Below are 22,094 nucleotides of genomic sequence, written 5' to 3'. Positions count from 1 at the left end.
CAGGGTGTACAGTATGTTGCTAACTGTCCGTCATTGAGGACAGTTTATGTCATTAATGGGAAGGGAAGTTTTGCAGTTCCTTTACAGTGACTGCACAAAAAGGACCTTGGTTCAGTGGCATAGGATTTGCAAATAAAAAATGTAAAATATTCAAAATATTTTGAAAGGGGAGAAGGGAATGATTTTAGCGCATACCAAGCAGATTGGAGAATATGAGCGGAAAGGATGGTGGGGGACGAAGACGCTCCTCGATTATTTTCATAAGCATGTTATGGAAATGCCGGAACATACTGCCTTAGTGGATCCGCTTAATCGAGATGAGCTCACAGGTATCACTCCGGAACGATTAAGCTATCACGACCTTGATGATGCTGTCCAGAAGGTTGCTGGGGCTTTCATTGCTCTAGGCATCCAAAAAGATGATATTCTAATCGTTCAACTTCCTAATACTTGGGAATTAGCTATGCTTTATCTAGCCACAGCTCAAGTAGGCGCTATTATCTCCCCGATTCCCATGCAGTGGCGACTAAACGAGTTAAGGTATGTAGCCAGGCTTACAGAAGCAAAGGCTTTTATTACAATTAAGGAATTTAGGGATACCAATCATGAGGAAATGGGTCAGAAACTTCAACAATTGCTGCCTGGGCTAAAGCATTGTATCAGCTTAAAGACCATCAGAGACTGGGTGAAGGGGAACGGTAATGGAGTGGACGACCGAGTATCAGAGCAATTGAAGCCTCGGGCTAATGACATCTTTACCATTTGCTGGACTTCTGGAACTGAGGCTGATCCAAAGGGATGTCCGATGAGTCATAATAACTGGATTTTTCAGTGCCAATTGTCAATTCGGGCAGCTGATATTCGCAAAGGAGATGTGCAGTTTACTGCCGGACCGCTAATCAATATGGCATCTCTGGGAACTACCTTTATCCCATGGCTGATGCTTGGGGGGACTTACGTACTCCATCATCCTTTTGATCCTCAGGTTTTTGTTAAACAGATGATTCAGGAAAGAGTTAACTATACATTGCTCGTTCCGGCGGTGGCGAACCTACTTGCTAAGCATCCTAATGTTGATCAGTTTGATTTCAGTTCCGTTCGTTCTATTACTCTAGGTTCCGCACCCTTATCTTTGTTTGCCATGCAGGAGTTTAAACGAAGATGGAATATTGATATTGGGAATATATGGGGCCAAAATGAGGGTACGGGGATTGTTTCTGGTCCTAAAGATGTTCCGAATATCGAGGAAAGGGTGGATCACCTGCCACAGTTTGGCAAAGCCGGGTCAACGTGGATAGAAGGGATAGAAAGTAAGATCGTAGACCCGACAACTGGGCAGGAACTTATAGACGTAGGAGAGATTGGAGAACTAGCTTATAAAGGGCCCAATGTCTTTCCAGGGTACTATAAACGCCCAGATTTAACGGCAAAAGCCTTTGATAAAGATGGGTTTTTCTATACAGGAGATTTGTTTAAAATTCGCGAGAAGAATTGCATTAGTTTCTTTGACCGAAAAAAGGATATCATCATTCGTGGTGGCCATAACATTAGCGCTCAGGAAGTTGAGAATATCTTGATTAGTCACCCTAAAATAATAGACGTAGCTGCTGTAGGAATGCCTGACAATATTTTAGGGGAGCGTACGTGCGTTTTTGTGGTAACTCAGCTGGGAGAAACGCTGAACTTAACAGAAGTAAAAGAGTTTATGCACAATCAGAAAGTAGCTAAGTATAAGTGGCCAGAGCGGGTAGAACTAATAGACGCTATCCCTCGTAATTCAACAGGAAAGATCCTAAAGGCACCGCTGAGGGAACGTCTAAGTGTACACGATTAGAAAACGATAAGAAAGGTGGTTATATAACGATGAGAGAAGCTGTAATAGTAGAAGCTGTAAGAACCCCAGTAGGACGGAGAAATGGAGCATTGAGTGGCGTTCGCCCCGAAGATTTGGCGGGACTAGTATTGAGGGAAGTGGTTAAGCGTGCAGGTATAGACCCCGCTATTGTTGAGGATGTATTAATGGGCTGTGTTTCTCAAGTTGGGGAGCAGGGGTTCTGCATTGGACGGCAGTCAGCTCTGATTGCGGATTATCCGCCACACGTTCCTGGTTTGACGATAGATCGTCAGTGTGGCTCTAGCCAGCAAGCTATACATTTCGCTGCCCAAGCAATTTTGGCCGGGGATATGGATGTCGTTGTGGCCGCGGGTATTGAAAACATGTCTCGAGTACCAATGGGTTCGAATTTTAAGGGGACAGAGTTTTCAAAGGAGCTAACTTCTCGCTATGAAATAATTAATCAGGGACTTTCTGCGGGGCGAATCGCAGAAAAATGGGGTATTAGCCGACAAGAAATGGACGAATTTTCGCTTAAAAGTCATGAAAAGGCACTTAATGCTCAGGCGGAACAGCGTTTTGAACGGGAAATAATGCCTGTAAGCGTGGTCCTAAGCGATGGAAGCCAGGCTATGATGAAAATGGACGAGGGTCCAAGGCGCGACACAAGCTTAGAAAAACTTTCCTGCTTAAAATCTCCTTTTATTGAAAATGGACCAATCACCGCTGGGAATTCCAGCCAAATTTCGGATGGAGCTGCTGCAGTACTCGTTATGTCTCGGGAAAAGGCAGAAGAACTTGGGCTTAAGTCACGCTTTCGTATTTTGGCTAGAAGTGTTATTGGTTCAGATCCAACCCTAATGCTGACGGGTCCAATTCCAGCCACGGCTATGGTGTTAGCCAAAGCTGGACTTAGTCTTGCGGATATTGATATTTTTGAGGTTAATGAAGCATTTGCAGCAGTTCCGTTAGCATGGTTGATGGATACGGGTGCAGATCCCAAGAAACTTAATCCTAACGGCGGAGCTATTGCCCTTGGTCATCCTCTAGGCGCCAGCGGGGCTCGGTTAATGACCACGTTGATTCACGAATTGGAACGAACTGGCTTACGTTATGGACTGCAAACTATGTGCGAGGGACATGGCATGGCTAATGCGACTATTATTGAGCGTTTAGATTGAGAGACAGAAAAAGATATTACGGAAGGGGGAGAATCATCAATGGATATGAAACAAGTAGTTGCGCTCGTCACGGGAGGGGCTTCTGGCTTAGGTGAAGCGACGATACGGAGGATCATTAACGATGGAGGTAAAGCCATGATTCTCGATCTAGCTGTAGAACGAGGAGAGAAGTTGGCTGCTGAATTGGGTGGCAGAGCTTTATTTCACAAGACGGATGTTTGTAGTACAGAGAGCGTACAAGAAGCTTTAGAACATGCTGTTAAAGAGTTTGGATTTGTAAATTTAGTTGTCAATTGTGCCGGGATTGGAGTAGCGGAAAAAGTAATAGGCAAGAAAGGCCCTCATTCTCTTGATAGTTTTTCAAAAACGATTCAGATAAATCTTATCGGTAGTTTTAACATTATACGCCTTACTGCTGAATACTTGGTAAAAAATGAACCTAATGCGGGGTCTGAACGGGGTGTAATCATCAGTACTGCTTCAGTAGCAGCCTATGAAGGACAAATTGGGCAGGCGGCTTACAGCGCATCTAAAGGGGGAATTGTAGGAATGACACTTCCGATTGCCCGAGAGATGGCAACCCATGGTATTCGGGTCATGACGATTGCCCCTGGTCTCTTTGAAACTCCAATGTTTGATTCTTTGCCAGAGGAGGCTCGAAAGTCATTAGGCGCCATGACTCCGTTTCCCTCACGGTTGGGTTATCCAGAGGAATTTGCCCTTCTAGTAAAGAGTATCGTTGAAAATCCAATGCTTAATGGTACGACGATTCGCCTGGATGGAGCAATTCGTATGCAACCTAGATAAAAGTCAAGGGCCTGGTACTATAGATAATAGAAAGGAAGGGTACGATGGACATCTATTCTGAAGACCACAAAATGTTTCGTCGAGCCTTCATAAAGTTTGTGGAAAATGAGCTTTCTCCTCATATCGAGGAGTGGGAAACACAACGAGAAATCCCGCGTTGGGTATGGAGTCGTATGGGGGAACAAGGTTACCTCTGTCCATGGCTCGAAGAAAAATACGGTGGGTCTGGAGCAGACTTTGGATACTCAGTTATCATTAACGAAGAATTAGCGAGAGCGGGCGTGGGAATCGGGATTGGGTTGCATAGTGACATCATCGCTCCCTATATACATGCCTTCGGCACGGAAAAGCAGAAACAGAACTGGCTTCCGGCGTGTGCTCGCGGTGAAAAAATTCTAGCTATTGCCATGACCGAGCCTCAGGCCGGGTCAGATCTACAGGGAATGAAGACTACCGCTATCCGGGACGGTGAGGAGTACATTATTAATGGCTCAAAAACCTTCATCAGCAATGGGATTTCTGCTGGTCTTGTCATAATTGCAGCTAAGACAGGTTCAAGTGAGGCACCAGCAAGCAAAGGGATTAGCCTCATCGTAGTAGAAGACGGGACACCAGGTTTCACGAAGGGAAAAAAATTGAATAAGCTTGGGATGCATAGCCAGGATACGGCGGAACTGTTTTTCGACAATTGTAGGGTGTCGGTGAGCAATCGTCTAGGCGAAGAGGGAAAAGGGTTTTCTTATTTGATGGAGAAACTTCAGCAGGAGCGCTTAATCTCTGCCCTTGGTTCTCAAGCAATGGCAGAGAGAATGCTTAGTGATACGTTAGCTTATGTCAAGACGAGGGAGGCGTTTGGGCAATCGATCGGTAAGTTTCAACATAATGCCTTTAAAATGGCAGAAATGGCGACGGAGGTCGAGCTTGGACGCGTATTCATAGATAACTTAGTGGCTAACCATATGGCAGGGCAAGAGATCGTGGCTAAGGTTTCCATGGCTAAGTACTGGATTGGAGAGATGGCTAACCGTGTAGCGTACAACTGCCTCCAACTCTACGGAGGATATGGCTATATGGAAGAGTATCCAATAGCTCGGCATTACCGCGATGTAAGGGTGCATACAATCTATGCGGGTACCTCGGAAATCATGAAACTCATCATTGCAAGAAAGTTAGGATTGTAAGTAGGAAGGAGCAGGATCAATGTATCAGCTCTTAAATGGGATACGAATTCTTGATTTAACTCGATTACTGCCAGGGGGATATGCAAGCCAATTGCTCGCCGATCTGGGGGCTGAGGTCTTAAAAGTGGAAGATCCTTGGCAAGGGGATTATCTGCGTTGGATGAAACCCTATTTGCCAGGAACGAAAGAAAGTGCCCTATATTGGGCACTTAATAGAAATAAAAAAAGCTTGACATTAAATTTAAAAAGCTCAGATGGACGTAAAACCTTTTTACGCCTCGTAACGAAGTATGATGTTGTTTTGGAAGGGTTTCGGCCTGGAGTGATGGATAGCTTGGGCCTCAGCTATAAAGAGCTTCAGAAAGTCAACCCCTCTGTCATTCTTTGTTCTATCTCAGGTTACGGGCAGAGTGGGCCTTATAATCGACGTTCTGGTCATGACATTAATTATTTGGCCCTTAGCGGGGCACTAAATCTAACGGGTCAAGCCGCGGGAGCTCCCGTACCTCCTGCAGTACAAGTGGCAGACATTGGTGGAGGCGCCCTGATGGCAGTCACCGGAATCTTGAGTGCCTATATTGCTCGTCTGCAAACGGGACGAGGACAATATATTGATGTCTCAATGTTGGATGGCGTGATTTCTTGGATGGCAATGCTCTATGCTCAACAAGCCGTTGAGGATTCTCCAGTGAAACGTGGAGAAGGAATATTAAACGGCGGGGAAGTTTGTTATGGTATTTATGAGACTCGTGATGCCCGCTTTATGAGCCTTGGGGCTTTAGAACCGAAATTTTGGCAAGCTTTTTGTCAAGCGATTGACCGTAACGACCTTGCAGACAAACAGTTTACGCATGATCCGAGCGTCTTGAGCGAAGTACAAACGATTTTTAAGACTAGGACTCAGGAGGAGTGGACGGCTTTTTTCAATGATAAAGATGTTTGCTGTGAGCCAGTTTTAGAGCTATCGGAAGTACGTAATCATCCTCAGATTCAGGCTCGGAATCTTTTTGATTTGCTTAGACATCCGAATGGTATGCTTGTGGAAGTTTTAAGTAATCCTTTAAAATTTGCTGAAAAAGTAGAGCTTCCAAATCAAATTCCTCCACGCTTAGGAGAACATACGAGGGAGATCTTGCAGGACTTGAGGTTCACTCCTGAGGAAATCAAGATGTATGAACGGGCTGAGATAGAGTAGCAATAAGTTAGGCTGAACAAACTCTTTTAGTTTGTTCAGCCTATTTTTGTGTTTGGACGGACGACTATCCTCAATGTAGGTTGTTATATACTCTTACTAAAGAAAGAATCTTCAGAAAAAGAGGAATAACCATTGTGTAGGGAGAATAACTATGTGAAGCTTCCATAGTTTAGAGCAGAAGCCATGAAGTTGTGTCTTTCCAGATCAATGGCGAGGTGAGAGCTTTAATGTTGATGAGCCAGATGATGACCCGAGATGTTCCTCTTCTACAGACCAAAACTAGTCTTAAACAGGGGGTAGAGCTTTTACGCTCAAGTAAACTGGATGCTCTGCCGGTGATAGATGAAGATGGTTTTTTAATAGGAATTTTTACAAAAGCAAACGTCCTAGATGCTTTTTTGGCTGGGGCAGAATCTTCGGAAATGATCGAAGGACATTTTAATTCTCAAGTAGTTACTGTTCAAGCCGATACTCCTTACCGTGAAGTAGAACAGCGAGCAAAACAGAGTTCGGTGGGTACAGGTGTAGTAATAGATAAGAAAGGAAAGGCTCTGGGTATTTTTACCAAGGTAGATATGATTTTGGCACTTTTTCGAGAAGCGGAACAACTAGCTATTCAGCTAAGTACGGTGTATCAGGCTATGCCTAATGGAATTATCGTCGTGAATCATAATAATGTTATTCAGCAGATCAATCCTGCTGGCGAGAAAATCCTTGGATTGAAGCAAGATATTCTTAAAGGCCGCCTTTTCGACAGTGAATTCGCGGATTTAGATTTGAGTCTGGTACTAAAACAATCACAGCATCTAGTAGGGGTACAGACTCAAATGAATAAGGTCACTGTTCTCTGCAACATTAGCCCTATAGGTGAGAGGGCAGGAGCAGTGATTGTTTTTCAAGCCTTGACTGATTTTGACCAAGTTGCTTTAGAATTAGATGCAACGAAGCGCTTGTATGAGACTTTACTTACTGTAACAAATATTGCCTACGAAGCGATCTTCGTAGTAGATGACCAGGGGAAAATTACGTTGGTCAATGAGGCAGCATGTCAATTTTTCGGTAAGAGAGAAAAAGAACTATTACAAAAGCCAATTGATCAAGTGATCGAGAATACTCGACTTTTGCGAACCTTAAAAACTGGTATGTCTGAAACCAATGAAATCCAAGTAATATATGGTCGGCCTTACATAGTCTCCCGCCTACCCATTGTACGCCAAGGTAAAATAATTGGGGCAGTGGGCAAAATTATCTTTCAGAAATTAGATGAAGTTAAGGAGGTTGCTCAGAAACTCGCTCAGATGGACCTTGAGTTAAACTATTACAAAGAACAAGTGGGCTCAACCAGATTGCCAGTCACATTTACCCAAATCGTTACAGTTAACCACGATATGCGCCGTTTGAAGCAAGAAGCTGAAATTGCGGCTCGTGGGAATTCAACAATTATGCTGACAGGGGAAAGTGGTACGGGCAAAGAACTCTTTGCGGAGGCAATTCACCAGGCAAGTCCACATCGTAATGGTCCTTTTGTCAAAGTTAATTGCGCAGCAATTCCAGAAAATCTTTTGGAGTCCGAATTTTTTGGGTATGCCAGCGGAGCCTTCACCGGAGCACAAAAAGGAGGCAAAGCAGGTAAGTTTGCTATTGCCAACGGAGGGACACTTTTTTTGGATGAGATCGGTGACATGTCTCTAAATTTGCAGAGTAAACTTTTAAGGGTGTTAGAGGACAGGTGTTTTGAACCGGTGGGAAGTAATGAGACAGTCAAAGTAGATGTGCGAATCATTGCTGCCACTAACAAGGATCTTCTTCAAAAGGTTTCGAGCGGAGAATTTCGAAGTGACCTTTATTACCGCCTCAATGTTATCTCATTTCGCCTTATCCCTATCCGTAATCGGGCTGAGGACATTATTCCTCTAGTGAATGTTTTCCTGGAACGGCTTAATCAAGATTTCGGAAAACGAATTTCAGGAGTTACACCAGAGGTGCAAAAAACTCTCATTGCCCATCGTTGGCCAGGAAATGTACGAGAGTTAAAAAATGTGATTGAAAGAGCGGTGAATTTTGCTGCTGGCGAATTACTGGAACTAGCAGATTTACCCTTTTATCTAAGGGAACAAAAGCAAGAGGATCGAATAAAGCAATCAAAAGAGTGGAACTTGGGAAATGCTCATGAACATTTGGACAAAGAAACGTTGGAAAAGGCTCTTCTTAAAACGAATGGAAATAAATCCGAGGTTGCCAGACTTCTAGGTATTTCTCGTTCTTGGCTATATGAAAAAATACGTAAGTACGATATTAAGCTCCCCAACAGGTGATCGCTAACCTTATGCCAACAGTTTCTTTACTTAATCCACACAACTTCTTAAAGTCGATTTCACAAATTTTCTATAGTTCCGGGATATCATACTAATGTACCGATCAAGATACATAGAAAAGGTCGGATAAAACATCAAGGGAGGAATTGTATGAAAAAGAAGCTCGCAGTTGGGGTTCTTAGTGCTGTGCTGTTAGCCGGAGGTACAACAGCTGTTTTTGGGGCAACAGATACGAGTAAACTTGATGAAATTAAGAGTTTAACTCAGCAAATGTTTAGCATCCAAAAGCAAATCATTGACAAAGAAGTGGACGCAGGGCTTAGGACAGCCGAACAGGCGGATATCATGAAAAAATCCATTGACAAACGCCAGGAAGCCAGTGATAAAGCCTTAGCGGAGGGGAAGGTCTTTGGCCCCGGTATGGGTGGCAAGGATTTAAGAATGCTTGATAACGCGAAGCAATTCTTTAGCAAAGAACCAATGACCGAGGAACAGATTCAAGCCTGGAGTGAAGCTGCTCAAGCTCGAATAGAGGCGCAAGTCGAGGCCATGAAAGAGAATGGAAAATTAACGGATGAGCAAATTCAAACTTGGCACGATGCCGCTCTGGCCCAATTAAAAGTTCAGGTAGAAGCTATGAAGAATGGTACTTTTGTACCGGGCGGCATGGGTATGCCTATGGGTAAGCATGGCGGTCATGGCGATCGTTCTTGGGGCAATAAAACAGCTCCTGACCAAAGTACGTCTTCAGACACGTCCTCTACAACCAATGTCCAGTAAATAAAAAGACTCTGTCTTCCAACGTGTTGACCGGCTGAGAAAAGGCAATTAAAAAGCCTTCCCGGACAAAAGTCCAGGAAGGCTTTATTAATCTTTGTTTAATTACCAATTGCTGCGTGAGCGTGGTTGAAAGCAGTCGCGGCAATAGACAGGGCGGTCACCGGATGGTTGGAAAGGAACCATTGTCTCTTTTCCGCAAGAAGCGCAGACAGCTGGGAACATTTCACGTTGCTGACGGCCAAATCCACCGTTGCGGTTTTGAGCTTTTTTAGCCGCACGGCACTCTGGGCAACGACCAGGTTCGTTGGTGAATCCTTTTTCTGCGTAAAACTCTTGCTCCGATGCCGTGAATTCGAAATCCCGGCCACAATCTTTACAATTTAGAATTTTGTCGTTAAACATATAAAAAAACCTCCAAAAATTATTACCCGCTGCTATTCATGGCAAGTTCACCAACTTCTTCCCGGAGTCTAAGGTAATAATGAAGGTTTGCTTAAATCCACTATTTTTTACGAGCTTAGATCATTATACCAAATATTTCAAAGAAGTCAATAAAAAGTTTAAAATTATTCATACATTTTTTCAACAAGTGCTTTTACGTCTTCATTTTCCAGGTATTCATCAAAGGTTAGCTGGCGGTCAATGAGTCCTTTAGGGGTTATTTCAATGATACGATTAGCAATAGTTTGGACGAACTGGTGATCTTGGGAGACAAAGAGAATATTGCCATTTAAATTAATCAATGAATTATTGAGAGCCGTGATTGATTCCATATCCAAGTGGTTGGTAGGTTCATCAAAGATTAAGACGTTTGCTCCGCTGAGCATCATGCGGGAAAGCATACAGCGAACCCTTTCTCCCCCGGAAAGAACGCTTGCCTTTTTCAAGGACTCATCCCCTGAGAAAAGCATTCTGCCCAGAAACCCACGGACAAAGGACTCGTCGGGATCTTTGGAAAATTGTCTCAGCCAGTCCACCAGATTTAATTCCGTATCAAAATAGGAGGAATTATCTAAAGGCAGGTAAGCTTGGGTAGTAGTAATACCCCAGTTAAACTCACCGCTGTCGGGAGTGATTTCCCCCATTAGAACTTTAAACAAGGTAGTTTTTGCTACGCCGTTGGGTCCGACAAAAGCAATTTTGTCGCCTTTGTTAACAAGAAAAGAAATGTTGTCGAGGATTTTTTCACCGTCAATCGTGACGGTTAGGTTTTTTACTTCTAAGATATTATTGCCGGCTTCTCTGTCGGGAGTGAAAGCAATATAAGGATACTTTCTCGAGGAGGGTTTGATATCTTCCAAGGTTAATTTTTCAAGCTGCTTTTTTCGGGAAGTAGCTTGCTTGGCTTTAGAGGCATTCGAACTAAAGCGTTGAATAAATCGTTGCAGTTCTTCAATTTTATCTTCTTTTTTCTTATTGGCTTCTCTCATTAATCGTAAGGCTAATTGGCTGGATTCATACCAGAAATCGTAGTTGCCTACGTAAAGCTGAATTTTGCCGAAATCAATGTCCGCAATATGAGTGCAGACTTTGTTGAGGAAATGCCGGTCATGGGATACAACGATAACGGTGTTCTCATAATTATAGAGAAAATTCTCCAGCCAGGTTATGGACTGAAGATCAAGATGGTTGGTAGGTTCGTCCAGTAGCAAAACATTAGGGTTGCCAAAGAGAGCTTGAGCTAATAAGACCCGGACTTTTTCATTACCGCTGAGTTCCTTCATTTTACAAGCCTGCAGGTCTTTATTGATGCCTAAGCCCATTAAGAGTTCCGAGGCTTCCGCTTCAGCCTGCCAGCCGTTAAGTTCGGCAAATTCACCTTCCAGAATGGAAGCTCTCATTCCGTCTTCTTCAGAAAAATCAGGCTTAGCATAGAGGGCATCTTTTTCTTCCATAATTTCGTATAACTTGGAGTGCCCCATAATGACGGTTTTCAGTACTTCAAATTCTTCAAATTCAAAATGGTCTTGCTTTAATACGCCGATACGTTCTCCTGGGGTAACGCTAACTTCTCCATTGGTAGGATCGATTTCACCGGATAGAATTTTCAAGAAAGTGGATTTTCCAGCACCATTTGCACCGATCAAACCATAACAGTTTCCGGGGAGAAATTTCACATTAACATCTTCAAATAAGGCCCGTTTGCCGAATCTTAACGTTACCCTACTGGTACTTATCATTATTAATCGTTCCTTTATATTTAGATTTGCCTAAGCTTAAGAATATAGTATATCATTATATTACAATAAGGTATAGTTTAAGAGCATATTTAAAGCCCTCTTACCATTGCAGAAAAAGGCAAGGGGCTGGGAAAAACTAAGCGAGTCTTGGAATGCTGGGTAACACGAAGACACTGTCTTCGCACGGATTACCCTTCTTGCAGACACTGTCTTTGCACGAATTAGCTTTCTTGCAGGATGTAGGAGAAGCTGCCCGACACGTACGCTTCCGTTTTCATTTTCTGATGATGCCGTTTTAATGAATGGGATTTCCTTCTATTTCACCTAAAAGGTTCCTCAAAATTAATATTCCCTGCATAGTGCGAGGAAAACCTGCACTGGGAGCCACTAAGAGAATGGCATGCTCTATTTCTTCTTTGCTGCAGCCGCTGCGTATGGCCTTTAAAATGTGGGTTCTTAAGGCCCGGGGGTATTGGCACTCAGTGGAGAGGGCTACTTTTATCAGCCAACAAGTTTTCTCATCTAAAGGGCCGCCATCCTTATGGATCAATTGGCCGTATTTTTCATAGGCATCATAAATATTCTCATGGTGTTCTGTAAAATACTTTAAGTTAACTTCAGTACTGTCCAGGTTGTCAAAATAGTCATCCATTTTGCAGTCTCCTTTCTGTATTTGCATTATTATCCAATCAAGAATTATTTATTCGTAAGGAGCATTTATGCCGGCTAACTTACTATCGAAAGGAATGAGCACTATGAAAATGCAGATAAATATTGATAAAGATACTCGCAAACAGCTTGTTGAGGAACTCAAAGGGTATTTCTGGAAGGAGAGGGATGAAGACCTGGGTAATTTAGGTGCTGAACTTCTTCTGGATTTTATTATTAATACCATAGGTCCTCATCTCTATAATCATGGAATCCAAGATGCTTACAGTTATATGAATGAACGAGTTGAAGACTTGTTGGCCCTTGAGAAGCCTCTCCGGTAAAGAGAACGACTAATCACTGATTACCAAGGCTAACATGCCCTTCAAACCAATCCACGAACTGTTTAGCAGTGCGGGCAGAGCGGCCATTATACCAAAGTGCCCATTGCAAAGCCTCTTTGCGCAGCAGTTCCCAGTCTGCGTTAAGATTTCTGGCCTCAGCAATGCCTTTAACAATAGCCAGGTATTGGTTTTGATCCGGCGAAGAAAAGACAACATTAATGCCAAAACGATCGGCGAGGGAAAGCTTTTCCTGCATGCTGTCCCGGGCATGTACTTCTTCATCATGGTTGCCTGATTGTAAACCGGCTCGCTCGCTGAAGTATTCTTTGACTAAGTGCCGGCGGTTGGAAGTTGCATAAATCAGGATATTAGGGGTTTTACTTTCTAATCCCCCTTCCAGAACCGCTTTGAGAGAGGTATAGTTTTCCTCATTATCGCCAAAGACCAGGTCATCAACAAAAATAATGAACTTTTGGGAGCGGTTTTTTAATTGCCGAATAATCAAGGGAAAATCAGCCAGATAAGCTTTGGGGATTTCAATCATGCGCAGCCCTTGAGAATGATAGCGGTTGAGTATGCCTTTGACCGTTGAGGATTTTCCTGTCCCCCTGTCACCGTATAAGAGAACATTATTGGCCGGAAAACCATTCAGAAACTGGAGGGTGTTTTCAATGACCCTATTCCGCTCGTATTGATAATCCACCAGTTGCTCTAAGCTGATGGGGTCCGGTTTATCAATTCCTTTCAGGTAACCTTGTCCGGTGGTTTTTTCCCAGACGAAAGCATAATAGCGTGCGAATACCCCGCAGCCGTAATTTTGGTAGAAAGTCTTGAGTTCGTCCAGGCACTGGACCCAATCTTCAGCACGGTAAAAATGGGCTTTGATGTCCTGGATATGTTCCGGGCAGCAGAGAGGCTGGTATCCTGCTGTCCATTCGGGAAGAGCTATTATTACAAGTTTGTCTATCTCTGATGAGAACAGCTCGGCGATTTCAGCTTTGAAAACACTCACGTTTAGCCCGGCCACCCGCTGCAGATTTGCTAAATCTTGAGACACAGCCTTGTCCAGAATACTTTGGCAGCCGGTTTCTTCACCCCTTTGACAGGCAAAGGAAAAGGGATTTTCATCAAATATCAGCAAGTCAAGGATGTATTGCGTCAAGGACGTCATTCCGCTTTTTGCTAAGGCGAAGAAAAACTCATTATATCCATTAACAACCTTGCTGAGCTGAACAGCTGCTGGGCCGCCTGAGTTCAGACAATGGAGGAGAGCTTTCAGTTTGCTGAGAACCTGATCCTCCAACAGGCCTCTGTAAATGGAAAGGGAATCCAGAGCTAGTAGTGTTGCTTTGTTCTGTTCCATGGCTAAGTCCTCCTAAAAGTAGCTTGTGCATTTATCCTACATAATTTTCTGGAAAACACTAATCTAATTCACTATCTTACTACAATCTGTGCTATAACACTATAATTTAAAAAATCTTGGTAAGCTGATTTTGGCAAGGAGAACTTTCGTTACAGTAATTAATATTGCATAATATTTCCAAATAAAATATGATAAAAAATAGCAATCCTGTTTAAAGGTAGAGATGAGAGAGAGCTAAACTTTAATTGAGCAGGAGGAACCAATTTGAACGGTCTCAAAGAACGCTACGAAAAACGCAAAGAATTTTATGCCCAGCAAGCAGGCGAGCTGCATCGAAGGATTAATCGCCTAAGCAACATAAGATTGGGCCTCTCCCTAGTTGGTCTGAGCTTGGGAGTGTTTTTCTATATCATTTACAGCCGTTCCCTGGGCATAGGCATGGTGCTGCTTACGGTCATCCTTTTTATAGGGCTGGTCTTTTGGCATCAAAGTTTAAGAAGAAAGCATCTTTACCGGCAAATCCTCTTTGAAAACTATGCTCAATCCCTGCAGCGCCTGGCGGGGGAGTGGAAATCCTTTCCCGATAAGGGAGAAGACTTTAAAAATGCCGATCATCCCTTTTCTGAGGATTTAGACCTGTTTGGCCTGAATTCACTCTTTCAATGGATTAATACGGCAAAAACCTTTCGAGGCCGGGAAACCCTGAAAGAGTGGCTGACAGCAGGTCCCAGTGAAGGGGAAAAAATCCTGAGCCGGCAAGAGGCTGTACGAGAACTTTCTAAAAATCTTTCCTGGCGGCAGCGGTTTTTGGCGGAAGCCTGTATGGCAAAAGGGTTAATGAGTTCCCCTCAAGGAATCATCCAATGGGCCAAAACCTACGATGAAAGCTACCTGCGGCTTAGAGTTTTGATTTTGGCCCGGGCTCTGCCCATAGTGACCATTAGCTTTTTGCTTATTTATTTGCTGACAGGTAAGCTATCATTTTGGTACCCATTGTTGGGTATTATCATTCAGTCACTAATTCTTTTTGCAGGCAAACAGAGGGGAAAGGCTTTAAAGGCGGTTTATCCTTATAAGGAAAGCATTAAAATCTATGAGAAAATGTTGGCGAGAATCGAAAGACGCTCTTTTCAGGCAGAGTACTTACAGGATCTGAAAGAGGGTTTACCTAATCGTGAAGGAACCCCTGCGTTTCAACAAATCAAAAAACTAGCCGCTATAACGGACATGATAGCCAACCGGGATAATGCTATTTTTTTAATCGTTAATATCCTGACCCTCTGGGACATCCAGTGCATGATTGCTTTAGAATCCTGGAAAGAAAAATCAGGCCGGTTTCTTGGCCGCTGGTTGGAAACGATTGCCGAATTTGAGGCCTTATCCAGTCTGGCCGGTATTCATTATGATCATCCGGATTGGACCTTTCCCGAAATTAACCCGGCAGAGTCAGGAATTAGGGCTGTGAGAATGGGACATCCTCTTTTGCGGGGGGCCGTTTGTAATGACCTTACCATTGATAAACACTCCGGAATCTTGTTAATAACAGGCTCTAATATGTCTGGGAAAAGTACGCTGCTGCGTACAGTAGGTATTAATCTGGTTTTGGCTTATGCAGGAGCACCGGTGTACGCCCGGAGTTTTAGCTGTTCCCGGCTGCAGTTATACAGCTGCATGCAGGTTAGTGACAATTTAGGGGAAAGCATTTCTTCCTTCTACGCAGAACTGTTAAGAATAAAACAGATTGTTCTGGCTACCAAAGAGCAAGGGAATATTTTCTTTCTTTTAGATGAAATATTCAAAGGAACGAATTCCCAGGATCGACATTTAGGAGCCAAGATTTTGATACGGCAATTGAGTAAAGCTGGGGCCATGGGCATGGTTTCAACTCACGACTTGGAGCTGGGAGATATGGAAAAGGAAAGCAGGGGGGGGATTCGCAATTTTCATTTTCGTGAGTATTACGAAAATGATGAAATACATTTTGACTATAAACTTCGCCTTGGAATTTCAACAACCCGCAACGCTATGTATCTGATTAAAATGGCTGGTATCGAGGTTGAAGGAGTGTAAAAAACCATGATTTTAGTAAGTGCCTGTTTGCTTGGTTTAAATACAAAGTATAACGGAGAGTCAAATGCTCATTCTTTGCTGCAGAAATACTGCTTATGGGGAAGATTTATCCCTGTCTGTCCGGAACAGTTGGGCGGTTTGCCTACTCCCAGGGAACCCGTAGAGATTATTCAGGGAACCGGTCAGGAGGTTCTGAGAGGAAGAAGCCTTATTAAAGGAGAACAGGGGGAAGCGGTTACCGGTTATTTTATCAGAGGGGCTCAGGAAACTCTTAAACTCGTTAAAATGTTTAAGGTATCCGCAGCCATTCTCAAGGAAAGAAGCCCTTCCTGCGGAGTTAACCATATTTATGACGGCAGCTTTAGCCACTCCAGAATTCCCGGTCAGGGCGTCACAGCCGCTCTGCTGAAGGAACACAATATCCCAATTTATTCAGAAGAAGATTTAAACGAGGAAAGGCTGAAAGAGCTGCTTTGCCAAGACCAAGGATATGATAAGTCATGACAAAAACTATGTCTTTTAAAAGACATAGTTTTTGTCATTTCTATTGCATTTAATTTTGATGTTCTAAGTGTATTATACTTTTAACTAAAAATTTTGAATTATAATGTCGGTTTTCGAAAGGGGTTGGCTTATTATTGCTGGTGATGAGATAAAAGGCTTAAGCATAGGCCTCGGAGAGTTATGTTCTCTTCGAGGTTAATTTATGTCCGCAACTATTTTGAGCTCATGCAAAATCTACTAATGAACAGGGGAGATTTTCTATGCCGACCAAGAAGAAAATTGGTTCCATGTCTATTAAAACTCGAATTACAGTGGTTACCAGTCTAGTTGTTATTCTCGTTGTAACAGCTATATCCGGAATAAGTTTTTGGAATGCCAAAAAGCTCCTTAGAACCAGTGAAGTTCAAACAGAAAAGCTTGTGGAGCAAGGGATAGACGATGAATTTACCAATCGCTTAAATCGAGCCAGGTCCTCGGTGCTGTCCCTAACCAAAAATCCTGAGGTTGCCCAGGCCTTTGCCCAACGAGACCGGGCAGAGGTAGCACGTCTTGTTCAACCTGTTTTTGATGAGATAAAAAAGGAAGGCTTCAGCCAACTTCAGTTTCACCTCTCTCCGGCTGTTTCTTTCTACCGCGCCCATGCTCCAAAGAAATTAGGGGATGACCTTTCCAGTATTCGGCCTACGGTGGTGACAGCCAATAAAGAACATAGAATTGTGGAAGGGCTGGAAGAAGGGGTTGAAGGCTATGGATTTCGAGTAGTAGTACCGATTCAGTATCAAGATCAATGGGTTGGTACTGCAGAATATGGTATGGACTTTGGCGAAGATTTTCTAAAAGCTTTACAAAAGAAAAAACCAGGTGATTATTACATCTATCTTCTTGATTTTTCAGCCTCACAAATTGAGAAGGTGAAGAACAATGGCGGATTATTGGCGGGTACAGGTTCAGATTCTTATCCTGTTTCAGAAAGTATGCTTAAAGCTCTCAAGAATGGGGACGCTCAATTTACAGAGAGTGAAGACGGCAGGTTCAGTGTCTCCCTCATTCCTTTTCGAGATTATCGCGGCGAAATAAAGGGGTACATAAAAACCGTAGTTTCCCGGGAAAAAATAGTACAACAACTTAGCGCCTTAAAACGTTCTATCTTGCTGGCAGGCTTAGGCGTCTTGGTCCTGGGAATAGCAGCAGGTTATTTTGTCTCTTTAAGTCTAACCAGTCCTATCCTTCAGCTAACCAATGATGCAGGTGTACTGGCGACAGGAAATTTAAGCATTGATATTCAGACAAAATGGTACGGAGAGTTGGAAACCCTGGCCCTGGCTATGAAAAGTATGCTGGGAAACACCAAAGAAATACTAATATCCATCAATCAAGCAATAGGGCAGGTGGAGAATTCAACTAAAGAGATTTCCGCAGCCATCGATGAAACTTCACAAGGCACTGAGCAAATAGGCAAGAGCGTCAGTCAGGTCGCTAATGGAGCACAGACTATTGCCTATCGAACGGGTGAGATGAGTGCGCAAAGTGAAGGAATCAATCAAAGTGTTCAAGCCTTGGCGCAACATATGGAGGGAATCCTAGCCGGTACGGAGGATGTCACCAATCGGACAGCCAGCGGAGAGGGGATTATGAACAAGCTGGCAGCTAAAATGCAGACCTTTGCCAAAAAAGTGGAAGAAATTCAAACAGAGAGTCAAATCCTTAAAGAACAGACGAGGGACATTCGGGGAATTACGCAAATCATTACCGGAATTTCAGAGCAAACGAATTTATTGGCTCTTAACGCTGCCATCGAGGCTGCTCGAGCCGGTGAAACAGGGCGAGGGTTTGCTGTAGTAGCTGAAGAAGTCCGTAAATTGGCTGAAGGATCGAAAGAAAGCGCCGCTAAGATTGCCGGGTTAATCGACCAAGTGGCTCTTAATGCCGAAAAGTCGGCCCAAGTATCGGAAGAAGCAGGGCATTTGATTCAAGACCAGATAGAGATTGGAGAACAAGCCCTAAGGCAATTTACGGACATATCACAAGGTACTCAATCAACTGCTCAGCTTCTTGGGGAAATGGAAGGTGAAGTTCAGCAAGTTGTGCAGATGGTTGGAGTTATAGACAAGTCGGTTTCTGAAATCTCAGGTATGTGCCAAGAAGATGCATCAGCAATAGAGGAAATGGCGGCATCAATGGATGCCGTGAGTGGGACAATCCGTACGATTGTTGAGAATATTGGAGAGTTAGTAGCTTTAATGGAAGCATTAAAGAATCAAAGCCAGAGATTCAAAATTTGATGTTAGAATCTAGATCAGGTATAATTAAGAATTAGGAAATAATGACATGTAACAACAGACTTTCAGGAGGAAGGCTTAATGCAATTGGCAACTGTCAAAGAAATTTACAGAGAGACAAATCGGTTTCTTAACCAGAAAGTAGAAATATCCGGTTGGGTCCGCACCCTGCGTACTTCTAAAGCCTTTGGTTTTATAGAAATTAATGACGGGAGCTTCTTTCAGAACATCCAAGTGGTTTTTGAAGAAAGTCTCGAAAACTTTGCTGAAGTTGGCAAGCTCTCAATCAGTTCTGCCATCCGCGTTCAAGGAGAGCTTGTTCCTTCACCGGGAGCAAAACAGCCCTTTGAGTTAAAGGCTGAAACCATTGAGATTCTTTCCATAGCAGCTGCGGATTACCCCCTTCAAAAGAAACGGCATACCTTCGAGTACTTGCGCACCATTGCCCACCTGCGCCCCCGTACCAATACCTTTGCTGCTGTCTTTCGCTTGAGGTCGGTGATAGCCTATGCTATTCACAAGTTTTTTCAGGAAAAGGGATTTGTTTATGTACATACTCCAATCATCACGGGGAGCGATGCTGAAGGTGCCGGAGAAATGTTCAAGGTCACAGCCTTAGATTTAGCTCAGCCTCCTAAAGATGAGGAAGGGAATGTGGACTACAGCAAAGATTTTTTTGGGCGGGTTACCAGCCTGACTGTAAGCGGTCAGCTTAATGTTGAAACCTATTGTATGGCCTTTCGCAATGTTTACACTTTTGGACCAACCTTCCGGGCTGAAAACTCTAATACCGCCCGGCATGCCGCAGAGTTTTGGATGATTGAGCCGGAGATTGCTTTCGCTAACCTTGCGGACGACATGAATTTAGCGGAAGAAATGATGAAATATCTCATTCAGTATGCTTTAGACAACGCCCCTGAGGAGATGGCCTTCTTCAATAATTTTGTGGATAAGTCTTTGTTTAAACGTCTAGAGAATATTCTAACCTCAGACTTTGTCCGCACTACTTATACTGAAGCTGTAGAAATCCTGGAAAAGGAAAAAGAGAAGGCAAAATTCGAGTATCCTGTACGCTGGGGAATGGATTTGCAGACTGAGCATGAACGTTACCTTACTGAGACGATTTTCCAAAAACCGGTTTTTGTTACGGATTATCCGAAAGATATTAAAGCATTCTATATGCGCTTAAATGAAGATCAGAAAACGGTAGCAGCCATGGATCTCCTTGTTCCCGGGGTGGGTGAGATTATCGGCGGCAGCCAGCGTGAAGAGCGCTTAGATGTTTTAGAAAGCCGTATGCAGGAATTGGGTTTAAGTGCAGAAGACTATTGGTGGTATCTGGACCTTAGGCGCTATGGCGGCGTAAACCATGCCGGGTATGGTTTGGGTTTTGAACGGATGATCATGTATTTGACAGGAATGTCTAATATCCGGGATGTCATCGCATTCCCCAGGACGGCAAATTTCTGTGAGTTTTAGTTGAGCTTAACATCCTCCTTCACCATTAACAGTGGAGTGGGGATGTTTTACTTTTTGGGTGAAAAACAGGGTGGACACCCATGCCCTTCCGCTGTACCATCAGACGATGAAAATGAGTGCTCCCGGGGTCGGGCAGCTTCGCCATATCCGCTCACCGCAGCATTCCGAGGCTCGCCCACTCGCCGGCGCGGGACTCCGCCAAACCTCCGGGTAGTACCTGATGTTAACCTGTGGCTCCGTTCACCCGCGCCGTCTTGTGGGCTTTACCGCCTCTCCATGCAATGGGTTCGCTTCTATGGACGAATCTGCCCTTACTTTCGGGTCCACGGGTACTTTAGACTGTTTTGGGGCTTTCGGGTTCCATTTTTCAGGATAGAGTAGAGAGGGTAACCGGCACTGTCAACACCCCGTCAATGACCTGTTGACACCCAGAAAGGGGCATGCTAGAATTAGCCAAAAGTTCAATTGTATAGACAATTACAGTTAGAAATAGGTGTTTTTGGTGATTCAAACAGAAATGATCGACAAGAATTCAGTGATTCCCATCTATTATCAGCTTTATAAGCTCATCGAAGGACAAATCCGGAGAGGGGATCTCAAACCGGGGGAATGTCTGCCCACTGAGCATGAAATCTCTTCCCGGTTCGAAATCAGCCGCATGACGGTGCGAAGAGCGATTGCAGAATTAGTGTCGGCAGGTATGGTCTATGCCCAGCAAGGCAGGGGAACGTTTGTTGCCACACCTAAATTAGATAATATTGTTTTTGAACTTAATGATTTTAATGAAGAAATTAAAAAAAGAGGTTTAAATTATAAAACCACCTTATTGGAAGCAAGAATTATCAAAGCAGATAAGGAGCTTCGAGAAAAATTTCAGGTAGGAGAAGATTTTAAGCGGTTTTTATTTTTTCGAACGGTCCTTTCCGCTGAGGATGAACGTCTTTCCTACGAAGTTAAATATACCATCTATAGTAAGAGTATGCCCATCCTGGAATCAGAACTGAAAGATCCCAGTCTGCCCGGTCTTATCGCTTCCCATACGGAGTATGTACCCATGAGTGCCAAAAAGGTTCTCCAGGTTGCGGCCTGTACGGCAGAAGAAGCAGGGATACTCGGGATTGCCCCTAACTCACCAGTATTCTTAATTGAGCAGACGATCTATGACCAAGACCTTAAGCCCGTAGGCTGGAGTAAGGCCGTTTACCGGGGGGACCGATATAAATTGACAAGTTATGACGGATGGTATAAAAAAGATTAAGCTAATTGGAGGTTCTTAAGGTGAAAGACGAACTGCAAATAGCTATGGCAGACCTTGATGAAGAAAAAACTCTGATGCTGGTTGAAGAAAGAATCCGAGGCGGTCACACTCCTTTGCAGATTATTGAGAGCTGCCGACGGGGAGTGGAAATCGTTGGAGAAAAATATAGTGACAGTCATTACTATCTTTCCGATTTGATCATGTCGGAAGAAATTCTTAAGGGGGTCATGCGGGTCTTAGAGCCTTATATCCCCATGAATGGTTCGGAAAAAGGAATTTCTATTGTCATGGGAACCATAGAAGGGGATATCCATGATCTGGGTAAAAATATTGTCATCTATCTCTTAAGATCTTCCGGATATAAGGTTCATGATCTCGGTGTTGATGTGACGCCGGAGAGGTTTGTCCAAGCTGTTAATGAGACAAAAGCATCTATTCTGGGCATCAGTGTTTTAATTTCTTTTTGCGTGGGTTCCATCAAACGTGTGGTCGAACTGTTAGCTGAAGCCGGGCTGAGAGATAAAGTAAAAGTTGTGGTGGGAGGATATCCCGTTAACCAAGATGTTAAAGAATTTACCGGTGCTGATTTTTATGCTAATGATGTGACAGAAGCCTTGAAAATTTATCGTGATATCTTGGAAATCAACGATAGTTCAGTCTCAGAGTTATGAGACTG

General features: G+C 43.6%; 18 protein-coding genes. 14 read left to right on the top strand and 4 right to left on the bottom strand.

Annotation, left to right across the window (positions count from 1 at the left end; translation table 11 throughout):
• Positions 1 to 178: 178 nt before the first annotated feature.
• The 7 genes from DESOR_RS19015 to DESOR_RS18985 all read left to right on the top strand — a co-directional run bounded on the left by DESOR_RS19015 (position 179) and on the right by DESOR_RS18985 (position 9,293).
• Complete coding sequence (locus DESOR_RS19015; protein ID WP_014186210.1) at positions 179 to 1,834, top strand: class I adenylate-forming enzyme family protein; 1,656 nt, start codon at positions 179 to 181, stop codon at positions 1,832 to 1,834.
• 29 nt (positions 1,835 to 1,863) lie between these two features.
• Positions 1,864 to 3,015, top strand: coding sequence for a thiolase family protein (locus tag DESOR_RS19010; protein WP_014186209.1), 1,152 nt, complete (start codon positions 1,864 to 1,866; stop codon positions 3,013 to 3,015).
• Positions 3,016 to 3,054: 39 nt separating this feature from the next.
• Positions 3,055 to 3,822, top strand: coding sequence for a 3-hydroxyacyl-CoA dehydrogenase (locus DESOR_RS19005; protein ID WP_014186208.1), 768 nt, complete (start codon positions 3,055 to 3,057; stop codon positions 3,820 to 3,822).
• 44 nt (positions 3,823 to 3,866) lie between these two features.
• Complete coding sequence (locus tag DESOR_RS19000) at positions 3,867 to 5,003, top strand: acyl-CoA dehydrogenase family protein (protein ID WP_014186207.1); 1,137 nt, start codon at positions 3,867 to 3,869, stop codon at positions 5,001 to 5,003.
• A gap of 19 nt (positions 5,004 to 5,022) precedes the next feature.
• A complete protein-coding gene (locus DESOR_RS18995) occupies positions 5,023 to 6,198 on the top strand; it encodes a CaiB/BaiF CoA transferase family protein (RefSeq protein WP_014186206.1) in 1,176 nt (391 codons plus the stop codon).
• A 215-nt stretch (positions 6,199 to 6,413) separates the two neighbouring features.
• On the top strand, positions 6,414 to 8,513 hold the full coding sequence (locus DESOR_RS18990) for a sigma-54-dependent Fis family transcriptional regulator (protein ID WP_242832360.1): 2,100 nt from the start codon (positions 6,414 to 6,416) through the stop codon (positions 8,511 to 8,513).
• Positions 8,514 to 8,663: 150 nt separating this feature from the next.
• Positions 8,664 to 9,293 (top strand): DUF2680 domain-containing protein, encoded by a 630-nt coding sequence (locus tag DESOR_RS18985; RefSeq protein WP_014186204.1) that lies wholly within the window; start codon positions 8,664 to 8,666, stop codon positions 9,291 to 9,293.
• 102 nt (positions 9,294 to 9,395) lie between these two features.
• Here DESOR_RS18985 and DESOR_RS18980 read toward each other — a convergent pair whose 3' ends face one another.
• The 3 genes from DESOR_RS18980 to DESOR_RS18970 form a co-directional block, all read right to left on the bottom strand.
• The gene (locus tag DESOR_RS18980; protein ID WP_014186203.1) at positions 9,396 to 9,695 is read right to left on the bottom strand and encodes a zinc-ribbon domain containing protein; all 300 of its coding nucleotides are present in this window, start codon (positions 9,693 to 9,695) and stop codon (positions 9,396 to 9,398) included.
• A gap of 164 nt (positions 9,696 to 9,859) precedes the next feature.
• Positions 9,860 to 11,473 carry an ABC-F family ATP-binding cassette domain-containing protein gene (locus DESOR_RS18975; protein WP_014186202.1) on the bottom strand — a complete coding sequence of 538 codons (1,614 nt, stop codon included), beginning with the start codon at positions 11,471 to 11,473 and terminating at the stop codon, positions 9,860 to 9,862.
• 295 nt (positions 11,474 to 11,768) lie between these two features.
• Positions 11,769 to 12,125: a carboxymuconolactone decarboxylase family protein gene (locus DESOR_RS18970; RefSeq protein WP_014186201.1), complete on the bottom strand. Its 357-nt coding sequence runs from the start codon at positions 12,123 to 12,125 to the stop codon at positions 11,769 to 11,771.
• A 67-nt stretch (positions 12,126 to 12,192) separates the two neighbouring features.
• Between DESOR_RS18970 and DESOR_RS18965 the strand changes: the two genes are divergently transcribed.
• Entirely contained in the window at positions 12,193 to 12,465 is a 273-nt protein-coding gene (locus tag DESOR_RS18965; RefSeq protein WP_014186200.1) for a DUF2164 domain-containing protein, read from the top strand.
• A gap of 13 nt (positions 12,466 to 12,478) precedes the next feature.
• Here DESOR_RS18965 and DESOR_RS18960 read toward each other — a convergent pair whose 3' ends face one another.
• On the bottom strand, positions 12,479 to 13,828 hold the full coding sequence (locus tag DESOR_RS18960; RefSeq protein WP_014186199.1) for an ATP-binding protein: 1,350 nt from the start codon (positions 13,826 to 13,828) through the stop codon (positions 12,479 to 12,481).
• Positions 13,829 to 14,092: 264 nt separating this feature from the next.
• Between DESOR_RS18960 and DESOR_RS18955 the strand changes: the two genes are divergently transcribed.
• The 6 genes from DESOR_RS18955 to DESOR_RS18930 all read left to right on the top strand — a co-directional run bounded on the left by DESOR_RS18955 (position 14,093) and on the right by DESOR_RS18930 (position 22,089).
• A complete protein-coding gene (locus tag DESOR_RS18955; RefSeq protein ID WP_014186198.1) occupies positions 14,093 to 15,898 on the top strand; it encodes a MutS-related protein in 1,806 nt (601 codons plus the stop codon).
• Between the two features lie 6 nt (positions 15,899 to 15,904).
• A complete protein-coding gene (locus DESOR_RS18950; protein ID WP_014186197.1) occupies positions 15,905 to 16,402 on the top strand; it encodes a 2-thiouracil desulfurase family protein in 498 nt (165 codons plus the stop codon).
• 260 nt (positions 16,403 to 16,662) lie between these two features.
• On the top strand, positions 16,663 to 18,684 hold the full coding sequence (locus tag DESOR_RS18945) for a methyl-accepting chemotaxis protein (protein WP_014186196.1): 2,022 nt from the start codon (positions 16,663 to 16,665) through the stop codon (positions 18,682 to 18,684).
• Between the two features lie 78 nt (positions 18,685 to 18,762).
• The gene (gene asnS / locus DESOR_RS18940) at positions 18,763 to 20,160 is read left to right on the top strand and encodes an asparagine--tRNA ligase (protein ID WP_014186195.1); all 1,398 of its coding nucleotides are present in this window, start codon (positions 18,763 to 18,765) and stop codon (positions 20,158 to 20,160) included.
• A 517-nt stretch (positions 20,161 to 20,677) separates the two neighbouring features.
• On the top strand, positions 20,678 to 21,418 hold the full coding sequence (locus DESOR_RS18935; protein WP_427854249.1) for a GntR family transcriptional regulator: 741 nt from the start codon (positions 20,678 to 20,680) through the stop codon (positions 21,416 to 21,418).
• 20 nt (positions 21,419 to 21,438) lie between these two features.
• Positions 21,439 to 22,089: a cobalamin B12-binding domain-containing protein gene (locus DESOR_RS18930; RefSeq protein WP_014186193.1), complete on the top strand. Its 651-nt coding sequence runs from the start codon at positions 21,439 to 21,441 to the stop codon at positions 22,087 to 22,089.
• Positions 22,090 to 22,094: the final 5 nt, after the last annotated feature.

It is taken from the genome of Desulfosporosinus orientis DSM 765, assembly GCF_000235605.1.
Lineage (GTDB): Bacteria > Bacillota > Desulfitobacteriia > Desulfitobacteriales > Desulfitobacteriaceae > Desulfosporosinus > Desulfosporosinus orientis.
Note: the sequence above shows the minus strand (reverse complement) of the source record. Positions and strands in the feature narration are given on the sequence as shown.